This is a genomic window from Kribbella sp. NPDC056345 (assembly GCF_042262745.1).
Taxonomy (GTDB): domain Bacteria; phylum Actinomycetota; class Actinomycetes; order Propionibacteriales; family Kribbellaceae; genus Kribbella.
Genome location: NZ_JBHJQQ010000005.1, coordinates 488,380 through 504,994, shown reverse-complemented (window position 1 = coordinate 504,994; position 16,615 = coordinate 488,380). Strand labels below are relative to the sequence as shown.

Here is a 16,615-nt window from a genome sequence, read left to right as displayed (position 1 = left end):
GGTCCGCACCTCCAGGGGCGAAAGGGGGAGTCAGTAGCCCCGGACGTCGGGCCACCGTCGTTCGACACCGGCGCGGTCGAGCAGCCGGGCGAACTCTTCGAAGACCGCGGGACTCTCGCCCACGTGGTGCGGTTCGGTGCCGCCGCGCAGGGCGTACCCGGCCAGGTGCCCGGCAACCTCGCCGATGTTCCACTCGACGGGATGTAGCCGGTGGCAACCATTGGTGATGTGCGTGGTGCCGATGTTCTTGCCGGCCGGCAGCAGGTTCCGCATTCGCCTTGGTAGCAAGGCGCCCAGGGGCAGCTCGAACGGCACACTCGGTACGTCGACATAGTTGTCGCCGGCCGTCGAGGGGTGCAGGTCGAGGCGGTAGCTGCCGACGCCCACCGAATCCTCACGCCGTTTGCGGCCGGTCGGTCCGAGGATGTCGAGCGACACGTCCTGCTCGACGATCGTGGTCAGGGCGCGGATCCGGCGCCCTTCCCGCACGTAGGCGGACTTCGCCAGACCGTCGTCCGTACCGACCACGTCGTGGCGCAGGCGCAGCCCCGGGAAGCCAGCACCGCCGTCGAGCCGGGGCGCCTCGGTCTGCAGCCAGTAGAGGAGCGAAAGCGACAACTGCTTCGCCTCGTCGTGGGCCTGCGCCACGTCCGCCGCAGTGGACACGCCGTCGATCTCGAGCGCTGGCCGCAGCCAGTAGTCGTTGAGCGGCCAGTTGACCAGGGTGATGTCGGATTCGAACGCGCCCGGCCGGTGCAGCTTGCGGGCGAGGATCCGGCGGAAACCCCACAGCTCCTTGTCACCCGCATCGGCGCTCTGATCAGCGCTGATCGCCAGGGGATCGGTGGCCGGGTTGGGATCGAAGGTCCGAGGGACCGGCTCCAGCGACCGCGGATCCGGGGCGAGGAAGCCGAGCAGGGGACCGGGCCAGAACTCCGGCGTGTAGTCCCGCCAGAACCCGTACATCCGCGGCCGGTCGATCGTGTGGTCCTGCCCGGCGTGGTGCGAGAGCGCGAAGCAGTACGTGATGCCCTGCAGGTTCGCGGGGTTCGCCTGCTCGGGCGCGTGCGGCTCGCCGTACTCGGCCTGTGCCTCGGCGCCGACCGCGAACTCGGTGCCGGTCAGCGGCAGCAGGTCACCGTTCTCTGTTGCGTCCAGCACGTACGTCGCACTGATCGTGGTGCGCGTGCCGTCGGGGCCCTCGAGGGTCACCGCGTCGACGCGGTCGCCGCTGACGTCGGCTGCGACGGGCCGGTGCTGCAGCAGCACAGTCAGGCGCCCGGCTGACCGGTGTGGCGCCAGCATCGCCTCCAGCACGGCGAGCGCGACCCGGGGCTCGTGGCACAGCTTGCTGACCCGGCCGGCTCCTGGATTGAGGTCGGCCAGCGCGGCCGCCTCCGCACGCAGCGGGTAGTGGCGGCGGTAGTAGTCGCGCACCCCCTCCCGAAACGTCCGGTACGTCGCTGTGCTCCCGAACTGCTCGATCCACGGGTTCTCGTCCGGCGGTACGGCCTGGGCGGTGAACTGACCACCGACCCAGTCGGTCTCCTCGGTCAGTACGACGCGGTGTCCTGCCGACGCGGCGGCCAGGGCGGCCGCGACACCACCGACTCCGCCGCCGACGACGAGGATCTCGGTGTCGAGTTCAGTCATTCAGCACTCCTAGGCGGTCCGACCTCGCGGCCGGCTACTGGTGGGCACCACAGCAGTTGCTGCGGTGTCGTTGCCTGGTCGGTGATCAGCTCGATGAGCAGCCGCACCGCATGCCGCCCCATCTCCTGCATCGGCACCTCGAAGCCGCTGACCCCGGGCGGTCCGCCCAGCACCGCGAGCGACAGGTCATCCGGTACGGACAGCCCGGCCGCGTCGACCGCGGTCCGAACGGCCTGGTACGCCGTACCGGTGTCCGTCCCCTCGACCACTAGCGCGGTGACGCCGTCGGCGAGCCAGGAGCGCACCACGTCGACCGGTAGGTCCGGTCCGTCGAGCCGGACGACCTCTGTGTCCGGTGCTGCCTGCAGTACGCCGAGCAGACGGTCTTCCGACGACGGGGCTTCGTCGGGCTCACGCACGTACCGGATCTTGCGATGGCCCAGGCCGATCAGCCGCTCCAGCACCTCGGCCGAGGCGGTGACGTAGTCCGCGCCAATGTAGGGAATCCGGCCGCCCAGCTCGGGGCGCCGGCCGATGTAGACCAGCGGGAAGCCCGCATCGACCAGGCTGGCCACCGGGGCCTCCGGTACCTCCCGGCCGAAGAACAGACAGCCGTCGGCCATCCGGGTACGGCGTATCGCCGCCTCCTGCCGGGCCTCCGGACCGCTCGTGCCGGTGAACAGGATGAGGTCCTGACCGAGTGAGGCGGCCTCGGCCTCCACGCCGGACAGGATCGGGTGGTAGATGTCCGCCTCGTTCGTCGGGAACGCGGTGCGGAAGGTGTACAGACCGAGCAGGTTCGACCGCGAGTGCGCGAGCCGCTTGGCCATCGGGTGCGGGACGTAGCCCAGATCCTCGGCGACCTCCAGGATCCGCAGCCGGGTCGACTCGGCCATCCGGATCGACTGCTTGCCCCCGAGCACCACCGAGACGGCGGCCTGGGAGACCCCCGCGATCCGGGCGATATCCGCCTGCCGGGGCATCCCGCGATCTGTCGTCATGGAGCCGAGCATCGAGAAGATCAGCACCGAAGTCAAGACCTGCCGTATCGCTGAATCCCTTGACTAATACGTATTAGCGTCTTGACATGCTGAATGGCGCGCGATCACAGTCGACGCACCAACCCCGCCCCCGAGGATGTGGTCGTATGACGCCGATCTCCCGCCGTACCGTGCTCCGCGGAACCGCCGGCCTGGCCGCGCTGCCCCTGCTGAACGCCGCTCCCGCACAGGCGGCGCCCGCGGGATTCCCGACGTACCGGTATGTCCGGACCGCGTTCGACAAGTCCAAGCTCAAGTACGAGCCGGCGCGCAAAGAGGTGATCTTCCCGTGCATCCGCGGAACGGCCGGCCGGATCGCGAACCCGCTGGGCCGCTACTACCTCTACTACGCGCCGCACGATGCACCTGGCGGCATCTGTCTGAGCTACAGCAACAGCCTCGAAGGACCCTTCATCGAATACCCGAACAACCCGATCGTGGCGCGCACCTGGAGCCCGCACTACAACGTCAGCCACGTGTCGTCGCCGCACGTGCTCTGGAACGAGTCGGCGCAGGAGATGTGGCTGTACTTCCACGGCGAGAACACCACGACCCGCCTCGCGCGCTCCAAGGACGGCATCCACTTCACCTACGACAAAGTGGTGCTGTCGACCTCGATGATGCCGGCCGGTACGACGGAGACGTCGTACGCGCGGGTCTTCGAGCACGAGCTTCCGGCCAAGGGGTCGAAGTACGTGATGGTCTTCATGATCAACACCACCGCGAACCGTCGATCCATCGGCTGGGGCCGTTCGGTCGACGGACGGACCTGGGTCTTCTCGCCGAACTCGCTGATCCGTCCGGAGGAGGTCGGCTCGCAGAACATCGGCGCGCCCACTGTCGTGCACCGGAACAACTCGACGTACGTGATCTACCACCAGGACAAGGCGTCCGGCGGCCGGATGCTGATCACCGAGGTGGGCAACGACTTCACCAAGCGCAACCATCTCGGCGTGTTCCACAACCCGCTGGCCGGGGCTCCCGACAACGGCCGCTGTGCCGCCGCGTCCTTCGGGACCATGGACGGTAAGGAATACATGTTCTACGAGGCGGGGGAGCGGCTGGAGGGAGCCATCGCGATCGCCCGCGCGGTCTGATTGTGGGCCGGTGCGCTGGGGGAGTGCCAGCCATGGAATCCTGGTGTTATGCAGGTCTGGCACGGTTTGGACGAGGTGGGTGCGGAGTTCGGCCCATCGGTCGTCACTATCGGCAACTTCGACGGGGTGCACCGGGGACACCAGGAGGTGCTTGCGCACGCCAAGGCGCGCGCGGCCGAGCTGGGAGGTCTGCCGGTGGTCGCGCTCACCTTCGACCCGCACCCGATGCGGGTGCTGCGGCCGGACCACGCGCCGCTGATGCTGAGTGAGCCCGGCCAACGGGCTGAACTGCTCGGGCAGCACGGCGCGGACGCCGTACTGATCCTGCCGTTCGACAAGGACGTGGCGAGCTGGTCGCCGGAGGAGTTCATCGAGCGGGTGCTGGTCGGCACGCTGCACGCCAAGGCGGTCGTGGTGGGGGAGAACTTCCGCTTCGGCCACAAGGCCGCCGGGCACGTCGACACGTTGGTTGCGGCCGGTACGACGTACGGGTTCCAGGTCGAGGGGCTGAGCCTGGCGGGCGATGCACAGCCGTGGTCGTCCACGTACGTGCGGGAGCGGCTGGCCGAGGGCGACGTGGAGGCTGCGGCCGAGGCACTCGGGCGTCCGCTGCGGGTCACCGGTGTGGTCGTCGAGGGCGACAAGCGCGGCCGCGAGCTCGGCTACCCGACGGCGAACATCCCGGCCGACCCGATCGCCGCCGTACCGCTGGATGGTGTGTACGCCGGTTGGCTGACCGTGCTGACCCCGGCCGAGGGTGCTCCGGCGTACGACGAACCCCTGCCCGCTGCGATCAGCGTCGGGAGCAACCCGACGTTCGACGGCGTGGACCGGCGGGTGGAGTCCTACGTGCTGGACCGCGACGACCTGGAGCTGTACGGCGCCCGGGTCGCGATCGACTTCGTCGCGCGGCTGCGGGGGAGCCAGATCCGCTTCGAAACCATCGATGACCTGCTGGTTCAGATGAAGGCGGATGTCGACGGGGCGCGCCGGATCTTGACCGCGAATTAGGGTGGCGCGTCCACGGACTGATACTCTGGCCGCTGCCGTCTGACGGCCGCGGATCGAGAGTGCTCGGGTGACGAAGCCCCGGTGCGCCGCGCAACGGAAATCGAGAGGAACTCCGTGTCATCTGTTGATGCTGCCACGAAGAAGAAGATCATGGGTGAGTACGCCCTGACCGAGGGTGACACCGGCTCCCCCGAGGTCCAGGTTGCGCTGCTGACGCACCGCATTTCGCACCTGACGGAGCACCTGAAGGAGCACAAGCACGACCACCACAGCCGTCGTGGCCTGCTGCTGCTCGTCGGTCAGCGCCGCCGGCTGCTGAACTACCTGGCGAAGAAGGACATCAACCGCTACCGGTCCCTGATCGAGCGGCTCGGCCTTCGCCGATGACGTCGTGAGGAGCGGCCGCCGAGGTTGGGTGGCCGCTTCTCGCGTATCCACGCCCAGGGTGGGCCTGGATCACAACTGAATACGACGAGGCGACGCGAAGCGCGTGGCGGGAGGACGACCGGTCCTCGGTAGTGACCTTCGGATCCAGGTAGCCCTGGGGATCCGCGGGCCTCGATCGAAGACCGGCACCCCGATAGCTCGCGCTCCGCAGTCGTCAACACTGTAGGAGAGAGGGGTATCCCGTGTCGGGATCCACCAACGCGCCGATGGACGGCGCACAGTTTTCTGAGGCCGTTGTCGACAACGGCAGTTTCGGTACCCGCACCATCCGCTTCGAGACGGGCCGTCTGGCCCAGCAGGCCGCCGGCTCCGCCGCCGCCTACCTCGACGGCGACACGATGGTGCTCTCGGCCACCACGGCCAGCAAGAAGCCGAAGGACCAGTTCGACTTCTTCCCGCTGACGGTCGACGTCGAGGAGCGGATGTACGCCGCGGGCCGGATCCCCGGCTCGTTCTTCCGTCGTGAGGGACGGCCCTCGGAAGAGGCCATCCTGACCTGCCGGCTGATCGACCGCCCGCTGCGGCCGTCGTTCGTCTCCGGTCTGCGGAACGAGATCCAGGTCGTCATCACGGTCCTGGCACTGAACCCGGACAAGCTGTACGACGTGCTCGCGATCAACGCGGCGTCGATGTCCACCCAGATCGCCGGGCTGCCGTTCTCGGGCCCGATCGGCGCCACCCGCGTCGCCCTGATCGGCAACCAGTGGGTCGCGTTCCCGACGCACACCGAGCTCGAGGACGCCGTCTTCGACATGGTGGTCGCGGGCCGCGTCACCGACACCGGTGACGTCGCGATCATGATGGTCGAGGCCGAGTCGACGCCCGGCACCTTCGACGCTGTCGCCGCCGGCAAGACGGCGCCGACCGAAGAGGTCGTCGCCGAGGGCCTGGAGGCCGCCAAGGGCTTCATCAAGACCCTGGTCGACGCGCAGGCCGAGCTGGCCGCCAAGGCGTCCAAGCCGACCGGCGAGTTCCCGCTGTTCCCGGACTACCAGGACGACGCGTTCGAGGCCGTCGAGGCTGCCGCGACCGAGGAGCTGACCCAGGCCCTCGCCATCACCGGCAAGCACGACCGTGAGGACGCCACCGACGCCGTCAAGGCCGCCGTGGTGGCCAAGCTGGCCGACGGGTTCGAGGGCCGCGAGAAGGAGCTGTCCGCAGCCTTCCGCTCGCTCACCAAGAAGCTCGTCCGCAACCGCGTCCTGAAGGACAAGGTCCGGATGGACGGCCGCGGGCTGGCCGACATCCGCCCGCTGAAGGCGCAGATCGGCGTTCTGCCGCGCGTCCACGGTTCGGCCATCTTCGAGCGCGGCGAGACCCAGATCATGGGTGTCACCACGCTGAACATGCTCCGGATGGAGCAGCAGCTCGACACGCTCTCCCCGGAGACGCGTAAGCGCTACATGCACAACTACAACTTCCCGCCGTACTCGACCGGTGAGACCGGCCGGGTCGGTTCGCCGAAGCGCCGCGAGATCGGTCACGGCGCGCTGGCCGAGCGGGCCCTGGTGCCCGTGCTGCCGTCGCGTGAGGACTTCCCGTACGCGCTGCGTCAGGTGTCCGAGGCCCTCGGCTCCAACGGCTCCACCTCGATGGGCTCGGTCTGCGCCTCGACCCTGTCGCTGCTGAACGCCGGTGTGCCGCTGAAGGCCCCCGTCGCCGGTATCGCGATGGGCCTCATCTCCGGTGAGGTCAAGGGCAAGACCGAGTACGTCGCGCTGACCGACATCCTCGGTGCCGAGGACGCGTTCGGCGACATGGACTTCAAGGTCGCCGGGACCAAGGACTTCGTCACGGCCCTCCAGCTGGACACGAAGCTCGACGGCATCCCGGCCAGCGTGCTCGCCGGTGCGCTGACCCAGGCCAAGGAAGCCCGCCTGACCATCCTCGACGTGATGGCCAAGGCCATCGACGCCCCGGGTGAGATGAGCGAGTTCGCGCCGCGGGTCATCTCGGTCAAGGTCCCCGTGGACAAGATCGGGGAGGTCATCGGCCCGAAGGGCAAGATGATCAACCAGATCACCGACGAGACCGGCGCCGACATCTCCATCGAGGACGACGGCACGGTCTACATCGGTGCGACCGACGGCCCGTCGGCCGACGCCGCGCGCGCGATGATCAACGCGATCGCGAACCCGACGATGCCGGAGAAGGGTGAGCGCTACCTGGGCACGGTCGTGAAGACGACCAACTTCGGTGCGTTCATCAGCCTGCTCCCGGGCAAGGACGGCCTGCTGCACATCAGCAAGCTGCGTGGCCTGGCCGGTGGCAAGCGCGTCGAGGCCGTCGAGGACGTGCTCTCGGTCGGTCAGAAGCTGCAGGTCGAGATCGCCGAGATCGACGACCGTGGCAAGCTTTCGCTGATCCCGGTCGTCGAGGGTGAAGACAAGGCTGAAGAGAAGGTTGCTGACTCCGCCGAGTGAGTAGATCCATCACCAGCACTCTGCTGAGCCCGGAGGCGGGCGGTCCGGTCAAACGGACCGTCCTGCCCTCCGGGCTTCGTGTGCTGTCCCAGTCCGCACCGGGCTTCCGCTCGGTCACCTTCGGGGTCTGGGTCGGCGTCGGTTCACGCGACGAGCCGGAGCAGCAGAGCGGCGCGACACACTTCCTCGAGCACTTGCTGTTCAAGGGCACCGAGCGCCGCGACGCGCTGGAGATCTCGGCCGAGATCGACGCCGTCGGCGGCGAGATGAACGCGTTCACCGGCAAGGAGTACACCTGCTACTACGCGCGGGTGCTCGACTCCGATCTGCCGCTCGCGGTCGACGTCATCTGCGACATGATCACCTCGGCCACGCTCACCGACGCGGACGTCGAGAGTGAACGCGACGTCATCGACGAAGAGATCGCGATGCACGCCGACGAGACGTCGGACCACATCCACGACCTCTTCGCCGAGCAACTGTGGGGCACGTCCCCACTCGGCCGCTCGATCACCGGTACGCCGGAATCGGTGGCCGCGCTGACCCGGGACCAGGTCGTCAGCTGGTATCGCGACCGCTACCTCCCCGCCAACATCGTCGTCTCGGTCGCCGGTAACGTCGATCACGACGAGGTCGTTCGCCTGGTCGGCAAGGCCTTCGAGCGCCACTGGGTCAACGCCGACGCCGACCCGTCTCCGGTCCGGACAGACTCCGGCCTGCGCATCCCGACGTACGGCGGGAGTCACGTGCACCACCGCGACGTCGAGCAGGCGCACCTGGTGTTCGGGATGCCGGGACTGGTCCGCAACGACCCACGCCGGTACGTCGCCGGTGTCCTGCACGGGATCGTCGGCGGCGGCATGTCGTCCCGGCTGTTCCAGGAGGTCCGCGAGAAGCGTGGCCTGGCGTACTCGGTCTTCACGTTCGGCGCGGCGTACTCGGATGCCGGCATGGTCGGCGTGTACGCCGGTTGCTCGCCGAAGAAGGCGCCCGAGGTGCTGGACGTCGTCCGCGCCGAGCTGGAGTCGATCGCCTCCGGCACCATCACCCCCGACGAACTGCTGCGCGGCAAGGGCCAGATGCGTGGCTCCGTCGTGATGGGCCTCGAGGACACCGGCGCCAAGATGACCCGCATCGCCAAAGCCGAGCTCGTCTACGGCGAGCTCCCCACGGTCGACCAGATCCTGCACCACATCGACGCCGTCACCCTCGACGACATCACAGCCCTGGCCGCCGAGCTCTACGCCGGCACCCCAGCCCTCACAGTCATGGGCCCTTTCAAGGAAGACACCAAGGCGTTCACGTTGTAATCTCGACCGCACGTCACACGTGATCTGCCGCTGGATCGCACTCTGAACGCGATCACAAGCACTTGACGGCCGACGGTATCCGCGCTGTTTCCGCAGCGCGGCTCCGGCCTGTCTTCTGCGAGGATCACCATGCTCGACGTGTTTCGTACTGCTCGTGAAGCGATGATCGATGCTGCCCGGGTTGCTCCTGGGCTGCTGAGCCTTTGCTCGGTGCTGGTGCTGGCTCAGGCCGCCTTGCCTGGTGTGCAAGTCGTGCTGATCGGGGAGCTGGTTGATCGGCTCACGGCCGGTGAGCGGCCGTGGGGGCTGCTGGTCACACTGACTGCCGTCGTCGGATCGATGTACCCGCTGGGTGCGATGGCGCGGGATGCCGGTCATCGGCTGATGTTGCGACTCAAGCTGCACTATCGCTCGGATCTGCTGCACACGTCGGCCCGGCTGAGTCCGAGCCGGCTCGGCGATCCTGAGGTGGTCACGGAGCTGGAGGCCAGCCAGGCCGCGATCGATCCGATGAGTACCGTCGCGAACCAGCCGGTGCAGGTGCTGGGTGCCGCGGTGACCGCGGTCGTCCTCTGCGCCGCCATCGGGTCGATCAATCCGCTGTCCGGCGTACTCGTGCTGGCCGCGCTGGTTCCGACCGTGCTCGCGTTCACCGCCGTTGCCCGGATGGAGGCTCGCAAGTGGCCGGAGGTCGCGGCGAACGACCGGCGTGCGGTGTACGCGACCGAACAGCTCCTGCAGCAACGCTCCGGCACCGAGCTGGCCGTCCTCGGCTCCGGGGCCAAGGTCGCCACCCTCGCGATCACCTACCGCGCCACCGCGACCCGGGTGCTGGACCGGATGATCCGTACGGCGATGACCTTCGAACTGGCGGCCGCCGTCGCGACTGTGCTGCTGTTCGGCGGTGCCCTGGTGGCGCTGGTGATCGGCGGTGCAAGTGGGGGAGGGGCGGCGGCCGCAGTCGCGGGCACGATCTCCGGGCTGAACGCGATCCGCTTGTGTGGCTACGCGTTCGGGCTCATCGTCACCGCGGCACCCCGCGCGGCGACGTACCGGAGTTTCGTCCGCAGCGTCCCGGCCGCTGAGCCGCAGAACGTCGTACGGGTGGTGGAATCAGTTGCCCTCGACAACATCACGTACTCCTACCCGGGAGCGGAGCGGCCTGCGCTCGCGAACGTGTCGATCACCGCGCGCCGCGGGGAGATGATCGCGCTGGTGGGTGTGAACGGCGCAGGTAAAACGACCGCCGTCAACCTGCTCGTCGGCGGTCTGACACTTGCTGGTGAGCAGACTGGCGGGGCTGCGCCGGATCGCGGCCGTGTGCTGATCGACGGGCGGGACGCGGCGGCGATGAGCGAGTCCGAGCGGCTCGGACACTTCGGGCTGCTGGTGCAGGAGTTCGGGCGGTTCGAGTTCACGTTGCGGGATGCCGTCGCGCTCGGCTCACCGCAGGCTGTTTCGGACGACGCCGTACGCGCGGCCCTCGCCGGAACGTTTGCCGCCGGCCTCCCGCTCGACACGCAGCTAGGCCAGCAGTGGGGCGGTACCGGGATCTCCGGCGGTCAATGGCAGCGGGTGGCGCTCGCCCGGATCCAGTTGCGTGGCGCCGGGATCTGGATCCTCGACGAACCCACCTCCGCCATCGACGCCGAGGCGGAACGCGAGATCTTCGCGGACCTCCGCCGTACCAAGTCCGATCGCATCACCATCGTCGTCTCGCACCGGGCCTCCACCCTGACCGAGCTGGACCGCATCTACGTCATCGACGACGGCAAGGTCGTCCAGCAGGGGACCTATCAGGAGCTGATGGCCCAGCCGGCAGGCCGCTTCGCCCGCCTCTTCAGCACCCAGCAGGACTGACGGGAGTGCGCGTTTGTGTTCACAAACTGATTCGTCAGGAAAAGCGGCTGACATCTGATGACTTCGGAGATTGGGACGATTAAGGTGGGCCGGTTGAGCGGGTGCTGTGCAGGGTCATCTGAGGTCTTGGGCAGGTAACGCCTGCGTTACCAAGGCCGTTTTGTGGGCTGACAACGTTGACATGCGCAGTTTCGGTCAGCAAGCATGGCGCTTGATCCGCCCGCTGAACGGCGCTTTGCCGAGGAAGTTGGTTCGACCGTGCGACGTCTGACTGGGGTTGTGGGGGTGGCACTCGGGCTCTCGCTGGTGCTCGCCTCGTGTGGTGGCAAGTCGGGTGGGGACGGCGGCTCGGGGGGTGGGGCCAAGAGCGAGGTGATTGCGATCGCGGCCGACCCGCTGGAGTACATCAACCCGCTGAACGAGAACGGCAGCCCGGGGATCCAGATGGCGATGGCGATCTTCGCCCCGCTGGTGACCACGGATCCGAACAGCGGCAAGCTGCTGAACGTGATGGCCGAATCGGTCACCCCGGACAAGACCAGCCAGACCTGGACCATCAAGCTCAAGCCCGGCAACACGTTCCAGAACGGTCAGCCGCTGACCGCCAAGGACTACGTCGACAGCTGGAACCTGACCGCGCAGGGCTCGAACGCGTGGAAGAACAACGGCTTCTTCTCCAAGGTCGAGGGCTACGAGGCGCTGAACCCGGAGACCCCGGACGGCGCGACGCCGAAACCGACCGCGGTGAAGGAGCTCAGCGGACTGAAGCAGGTCGACGACCTGACCTTCACGGTGAAGCTCAAGGTGCCGTTCTCGCAGTTCGGCCTCACCCTGCAGTACCTCGGCCTGGCGCCCTTGCCGGAAGAGGTCCGCAAGGACCCGGACGCCTACAAGCGCAAGCCGATCGGCAACGGGCCGTACAAGCTCGCCGCCGAGTGGAACGCCGGTGACGACATCAAGCTGGCCAAGTGGGACGGGTACAAGGGTCCGCTGGTGCCGGAGGCCGACTCGATCACGTACCGCTTCATCCCGAACGCGGACACGGCGTACAACGAGTTCCTGGCCGGCAACCTCGACTTCGTCGACGTACCAGCGACCAAGGTGAAGACGTTCAAGGAGGACGCGCCGGACAAGTGGGTGGTTGGCACCAGCTCCGGAGCGAACTACGTGACGCTGCCGGCCTGGGACCCGCGCTACAAGAACCCGAAGTTGCGGCACGCGTTCTCGATGGCGATCGACCGGAAGGCGTTCGCCGCGCTGGTCGGGCTGTCCGAACCGGCCACGGCTCTCGTCTCGCCGGACATGGCCGGCTACCGCGCGAACGCCTGCAAGTACTGCGACTTCGACCCGGTCAAGGCCAAGCAGCTGCTGCAGGAGGCCGGTGGGTTCTCCGACCCGGTGAACATCAACTACAACACCACGTCCGCGACCGGCCAGATCTTCGCCGAGGCGATCGGCAACATGATCCGGCAGAACCTCGGTCTCGAGGTGAAGTACACCGGCAAGGTGGGCTCGGAGATCACCGAGCTGGCCGACACCCGCAAGCTCGACGGTCTGCGGTTCAGCGGCTGGGGGCACGACTACCCGTCGATCGAGGACTACCTCACCCCGATGTTCAAGTCCAACGGCGACGCGAACTTCTCCGGCTACAACAACCCGGCGCTGGACGCCGTACTGGCCAAGGGTGACGCCGAACCGGACCCGGAGAAGGCGATCAAGCTCTACCAGCAGGCCGAGGACATCGCGCTCGAGGACATGCCGCTGATCCCGACGTTCACCAAGGCCAACGCCTACCTGCACTCGGACAAGATCGAGCCGCGGGTGTCGAAGTACGTCGGCGTCTCGGCCCTGTGGGCCACCTTTAAATGATCCGGTACATCCTTCGCCGCATCATCGCGGCGATTCCGATCGGTGTGATCGTCACGCTGGGGGTCTTCGCGCTCGTCTTCGCGATGCCTGGGGACCCCCTGCGGGATCTTGCCGGTGACAAGCCGATCCCGGCCGCCGTGATGGCGGCCAAGCGGGCCCAGTTCCACCTCGACGATCCCTTCATCGTCCAGTACCTGCTGAGTATGAAGGACATCCTGACCGGGAACTTCGGTACGACGTTCGCCGGTGCGGACATCGCCGACCAGCTCCGGCTGCGGATCCCGGTGACGCTGAAACTCACGCTGCTGGCCAACGCGTTCCAGTGGACGTTCGGTCTGCTGTTCGGGATCTACGCCGGGTTCAAACGGAACGGCTGGGTGGACCGATCGTTGCTGCTGGCAACACTAGTGCTGCTGGCCGTACCGGGACTGGTGGCCTATTTCGCCGCGCAGTACGTGTTCGGCGTCGAGCTGAAGTGGTTCCCGGTCTCCGGTGTGCTGGACGGGTTCCCGACGTCGTACCTGTTGCCGGCGCTGGTGATCGGCCTGCTCGGGTTCGCCGGGCTGGCCCGGTTGATGCGGACGTCGATCGTGGAGACGGTGAACGCCGACTTCGTGAAGACCGCCCGGGCCAAGGGGCTGGGCGAGCAGCGGGTGCTGTGGCGGCACATCCTGCCGAACGCGCTGCTGCCGGTGGTGACGTTCATCGGGCTGGACCTGGCCGGGATGTTCGGCGGGGCGATCATCACCGAATCCATCTTCAACCTGCCGGGGCTGGGGCAGTTCATGTTCCAGGCGATCAAGCTGAAGGAGGGCGGTGTCGTGGTACTGCTGTCGACGCTGGCGTTCCTGTCGTTCATCCTGATCAACCTGCTGGTGGATCTCCTCTACGGAATCCTGGACCCGAGGGTGCGCCATGTCTGACGTCACAGCGGTGGTCAGCGCCGAGGCCCAGGAGCTCGGCGACGGGCGGACGCTCTCGAACCGCGAGCTGCTGCGGGCGCTGGTCCGCAAACCGCAGTTCGTCCTGTGCAGCCTGCTGCTGCTCGCGTTCTTCACGATGGCCGCCGTACCGAAGCTGTTCACCTCGGCCGACCCACGGTTCTGCGAGCTCGGCAAGAGCCGCCAAGGACGCGGTCCCGGCCATCCGTTCGGCTTCGACATCCAGGGCTGCGACTACTTCGCCAACGTCGTGTACGGCGCTCGCCCGTCGGTGCTGGTCAGTATCTGCGCCAGCTTCGGGGTGTTCGTTCTCGCCGGATCGTTCGGTCTGCTCGCCGGGTACTTCCCGGGTTTCATCGACGCACTGATCTCCCGGACCGCGGACGTACTCTTCTCGATCCCGGGGCTCGTCGTGCTGATCGTGATCCTGAACTCGGTGCCGAACCGGAGCATCTGGATCATCGTCGGCGTCATCCTGCTGATCGGCTGGCCGGGTGGCATGCGGTTGATGCGGGCAACAGTCTTCTCCGTCCGCAACCGCGAATACGTGCTGGCCGCGCGATCGATCGGCGTACCGCCGCTCCGGATCCTGCGCAAACACGTGTTCCCGAACGCGATGGCACCGCTGCTCGCGATGACCACCCTGGGCATCGGCGGCATGGTCGGGCTCGAGGCGTCACTCACCTTCCTGGGCGTCGGTCTGCAGCCACCCTCGATCTCGTGGGGATCACAGTTCGGCGTGGCCGCGTCGTACCGGGACACCCCGCACCTGTTCATCTGGCCGGCGTTGTTCATCTCCACGATGACGATCTCGTTCATGATCATCGGCGACTCGATCCGGGACGCCCTGGACCCGAAGTTGATGCGATGACTACCGGCGAGGTACTGCTCAAGGTCGAGAATCTGAGTGTCGAGTTCGACACGCCGCATGGGGCGGTGCGGGCGGTCGACGGGGTGTCGTGGCAGGTGCGGGCGGGGGAGACGCTGGCGATCCTGGGGGAGTCGGGGTCGGGCAAGAGTGTGTCGACGCAGGCGCTGACCGGGATCCTGGACATGCCGCCGGGACGGATCGTCTCCGGTACGGCGGAGTATCGCGGCGCCGACCTGATCTCGATGACGACGCGGGAACGGCGGAAGGTCGTCGGGGACCGCATCACCATGGTGTTCCAGGACTCGTTGTCCGCGCTCAATCCGGTGCAGTCGGTCGGGACGCAGATCGCCGAGTGCTACCGGGTGCATCGCGGGCTGTCGAAGCAGGACGCGCTGAAGAAGGCGGCCGAGATGCTCGACCAGGTGCGGATTCCGGCCGCGTCGAAGCGGGTGCGCGACTATCCGCACGAGTTCTCCGGCGGCATGCGGCAGCGCGTGATGCTGGCGATGGCGCTCGCGCTGGATCCCGACGTACTGATCGCGGACGAGCCGACCACGGCGCTCGACGTGACCGTCCAGGCGCAGATCCTCGAGCTGATCGCGGAACTGCAGGCCGAGCGCGACATGGGCGTCGTACTGATCACTCACGATCTTGGCGTTGTCAGTGATGTCGCGGACAACGTGGTGGTGATGTACGCCGGTCATGTCGTCGAGCGCGCATCGACCGCGGCGGCGCTCGACCATCCCGTGCACCCTTATACCGAAGGGCTGCTCGGGTCGATGCCGTCGGCCGAGCTCAAGGGGCAGGAGCTGCCGACCATTCCCGGTACGCCGCCGTCGTTGCGGGCGATTCCGTCCGGCTGCGCGTTCCGGCCGCGGTGCCCGATCGCGATCGAGGAGTGCGCACACGACGTACCGCCGTTGCTGACCGTTGCCCCCGGCCGTGACGCCGCGTGTATCCGGCGGACGACGCTCGCCGAGAAGGAGGCCGTCTGATGGCCGAAGAGTTGCTGGTGGCAACGGATCTGGTGAAGCACTACGACATCAGCCCGGCGCTGCACTTCGGATCGAAGGTGCTGGTCCGTGCGGTCGAGGGCGTGAATCTCACGCTGCGCAAGGGCGAATCGCTCGGCATCGTCGGCGAGTCCGGCTGCGGCAAGTCCACGCTGGTTCGGTTGCTCGCTGCCTTGGAGAAGCCGACGTCTGGTGCCATCCACTACGGGGGTGTGGATGTCAGCAAGCTGCGCGGTCGAGAACTGCGGCAGTGGCGGCGGAACGTCCAGGTCGTCTTCCAGGACCCGTACTCCAGCCTGAATCCGCGGATGCGCGTCGGCGAGATCGTCGCCGAACCCCTGGAGGTCCACCCGGACGTCTCCAAGGGAGTGGACATCCGGCGGCGCGTGCGCGAACTGCTCGAGCTGGTCGGTCTGCGGGCTGAGGACGAGACCAAGTTCCCGCACCAGTTCTCCGGTGGTCAGCGGCAGCGGATCGGTATCGCCCGCGCGATCGCCCTGAACCCCGATGTCCTGCTCTGCGACGAGCCGGTCTCCGCCCTCGACCTGTCCGTCCAAGCGCAGGTGGTCAACCTGCTGATGCGGCTCCAGCGCGAGCTCGGCCTCAGCATCATCTTCGTCGCGCACGACCTGTCCGTCGTCCGCCACGTCTCCGACCGGGTCGCCGTCATGTACCTCGGCCGAGTCGCTGAACTAGGCGATCACCAGAACGTGTACGACGTACCGGCCCACCCCTACACCCAAGCCCTGCTGTCCGCCGAACCAGGCCTCGCCCGCCAAGGCCGCAAACGCATCGTCCTGGCCGGCGACCCGCCTTCCCCGGTCTCACCACCCTCAGGCTGCCGCTTCCACACCCGCTGCCTCCGCGCCGAAGCCCGCTGCACCACCGAAGAACCCCAACTCCGCCCCATCCCCACCGGCCAAACGGTCGCCTGCCACTTCGCCGAGGACGCCCAATCCACCTACACCCGACCTGCACAACGACAGGACGTATAGGTCTACGTAGGTGCCTGCGCCAGCGGGACGACCGGTCGGCGGGCTCGGTGGCGGCGGTATACGTCCTGTCCTTGGGGTGATTGGT

Annotated in this window: 13 protein-coding genes; 11 read left to right on the top strand and 2 right to left on the bottom strand. The window is 67.5% G+C overall.

The window, feature by feature from the left end; all coding sequences use genetic code 11:
* Window positions 1-30: 30 nt before the first annotated feature.
* On the bottom strand, window positions 31-1,653 hold the full coding sequence (locus ACFCV3_RS21110; RefSeq protein ID WP_376032185.1) for an FAD-dependent oxidoreductase: 1,623 nt from the start codon (window positions 1,651-1,653) through the stop codon (window positions 31-33).
* Window positions 1,650-2,654 (bottom strand): LacI family DNA-binding transcriptional regulator, encoded by a 1,005-nt coding sequence (locus tag ACFCV3_RS21105; protein WP_376032183.1) that lies wholly within the window; start codon window positions 2,652-2,654, stop codon window positions 1,650-1,652. Before ACFCV3_RS21105 ends, ACFCV3_RS21110 begins: the two co-directional genes overlap by 4 nt.
* A 146-nt stretch (window positions 2,655-2,800) precedes the next feature.
* Here ACFCV3_RS21105 and ACFCV3_RS21100 point away from each other — a divergent pair, with 146 nt between their 5' ends.
* The 11 genes from ACFCV3_RS21100 (at window position 2,801) to ACFCV3_RS21050 (ending at window position 16,530) form a co-directional block, all read left to right on the top strand.
* Window positions 2,801-3,790: a hypothetical protein gene (locus tag ACFCV3_RS21100; protein WP_376032181.1), complete on the top strand. Its 990-nt coding sequence runs from the start codon at window positions 2,801-2,803 to the stop codon at window positions 3,788-3,790.
* A gap of 48 nt (window positions 3,791-3,838) precedes the next feature.
* Window positions 3,839-4,801, top strand: coding sequence for a bifunctional riboflavin kinase/FAD synthetase (locus ACFCV3_RS21095; protein WP_376032179.1), 963 nt, complete (start codon window positions 3,839-3,841; stop codon window positions 4,799-4,801).
* A gap of 114 nt (window positions 4,802-4,915) precedes the next feature.
* Window positions 4,916-5,188 carry a 30S ribosomal protein S15 gene (gene rpsO, locus ACFCV3_RS21090; RefSeq protein WP_344151080.1) on the top strand — a complete coding sequence of 91 codons (273 nt, stop codon included), beginning with the start codon at window positions 4,916-4,918 and terminating at the stop codon, window positions 5,186-5,188.
* A 266-nt stretch (window positions 5,189-5,454) separates the two neighbouring features.
* Window positions 5,455-7,671 carry a polyribonucleotide nucleotidyltransferase gene (locus ACFCV3_RS21085; protein WP_376032443.1) on the top strand — a complete coding sequence of 739 codons (2,217 nt, stop codon included), beginning with the start codon at window positions 5,455-5,457 and terminating at the stop codon, window positions 7,669-7,671.
* Window positions 7,668-8,981, top strand: coding sequence for a M16 family metallopeptidase (locus tag ACFCV3_RS21080; RefSeq protein WP_376032176.1), 1,314 nt, complete (start codon window positions 7,668-7,670; stop codon window positions 8,979-8,981). The genes ACFCV3_RS21085 and ACFCV3_RS21080 overlap by 4 nt, the downstream gene beginning before the upstream one ends.
* A gap of 129 nt (window positions 8,982-9,110) precedes the next feature.
* The gene (locus ACFCV3_RS21075) at window positions 9,111-10,841 is read left to right on the top strand and encodes an ATP-binding cassette domain-containing protein (protein WP_376032174.1); all 1,731 of its coding nucleotides are present in this window, start codon (window positions 9,111-9,113) and stop codon (window positions 10,839-10,841) included.
* Between the two features lie 258 nt (window positions 10,842-11,099).
* Window positions 11,100-12,710: an ABC transporter substrate-binding protein gene (locus ACFCV3_RS21070; RefSeq protein ID WP_376032171.1), complete on the top strand. Its 1,611-nt coding sequence runs from the start codon at window positions 11,100-11,102 to the stop codon at window positions 12,708-12,710.
* On the top strand, window positions 12,707-13,633 hold the full coding sequence (locus tag ACFCV3_RS21065; protein ID WP_376032169.1) for an ABC transporter permease: 927 nt from the start codon (window positions 12,707-12,709) through the stop codon (window positions 13,631-13,633). Before ACFCV3_RS21070 ends, ACFCV3_RS21065 begins: the two co-directional genes overlap by 4 nt.
* Window positions 13,626-14,522: an ABC transporter permease gene (locus ACFCV3_RS21060; RefSeq protein WP_376032167.1), complete on the top strand. Its 897-nt coding sequence runs from the start codon at window positions 13,626-13,628 to the stop codon at window positions 14,520-14,522. The genes ACFCV3_RS21065 and ACFCV3_RS21060 overlap by 8 nt, the downstream gene beginning before the upstream one ends.
* Entirely contained in the window at window positions 14,519-15,517 is a 999-nt protein-coding gene (locus ACFCV3_RS21055; RefSeq protein ID WP_376032165.1) for an ABC transporter ATP-binding protein, read from the top strand. The genes ACFCV3_RS21060 and ACFCV3_RS21055 overlap by 4 nt, the downstream gene beginning before the upstream one ends.
* Window positions 15,517-16,530, top strand: coding sequence for an ABC transporter ATP-binding protein (locus ACFCV3_RS21050; RefSeq protein WP_376032163.1), 1,014 nt, complete (start codon window positions 15,517-15,519; stop codon window positions 16,528-16,530). Before ACFCV3_RS21055 ends, ACFCV3_RS21050 begins: the two co-directional genes overlap by 1 nt.
* The last annotated feature ends 85 nt before the right edge of the window (window positions 16,531-16,615 follow it).

What these genes read in the sequence shown, in the direction of transcription:
- ACFCV3_RS21085 (WP_376032443.1), top strand. Translation starts at nt 5,455, where the DNA reads ATGGACGGCGCACAGTTTTCTGAGGCCGTTGTCGACAACGGCAGTTTC.
- ACFCV3_RS21095 (WP_376032179.1), top strand. Translation starts at nt 3,839, where the DNA reads ATGCAGGTCTGGCACGGTTTGGACGAGGTGGGTGCGGAGTTCGGCCCA.
- ACFCV3_RS21065 (WP_376032169.1), top strand. Translation starts at nt 12,707, where the DNA reads ATGATCCGGTACATCCTTCGCCGCATCATCGCGGCGATTCCGATCGGT.
- ACFCV3_RS21060 (WP_376032167.1), top strand. Translation starts at nt 13,626, where the DNA reads ATGTCTGACGTCACAGCGGTGGTCAGCGCCGAGGCCCAGGAGCTCGGC.
- ACFCV3_RS21075 (WP_376032174.1), top strand. Translation starts at nt 9,111, where the DNA reads ATGCTCGACGTGTTTCGTACTGCTCGTGAAGCGATGATCGATGCTGCC.
- ACFCV3_RS21105 (WP_376032183.1), bottom strand. Translation starts at nt 2,654, where the DNA reads ATGACGACAGATCGCGGGATGCCCCGGCAGGCGGATATCGCCCGGATC.
- ACFCV3_RS21110 (WP_376032185.1), bottom strand. Translation starts at nt 1,653, where the DNA reads ATGACTGAACTCGACACCGAGATCCTCGTCGTCGGCGGCGGAGTCGGT.
- ACFCV3_RS21100 (WP_376032181.1), top strand. Translation starts at nt 2,801, where the DNA reads ATGACGCCGATCTCCCGCCGTACCGTGCTCCGCGGAACCGCCGGCCTG.
- ACFCV3_RS21050 (WP_376032163.1), top strand. Translation starts at nt 15,517, where the DNA reads ATGGCCGAAGAGTTGCTGGTGGCAACGGATCTGGTGAAGCACTACGAC.
- ACFCV3_RS21055 (WP_376032165.1), top strand. Translation starts at nt 14,519, where the DNA reads ATGACTACCGGCGAGGTACTGCTCAAGGTCGAGAATCTGAGTGTCGAG.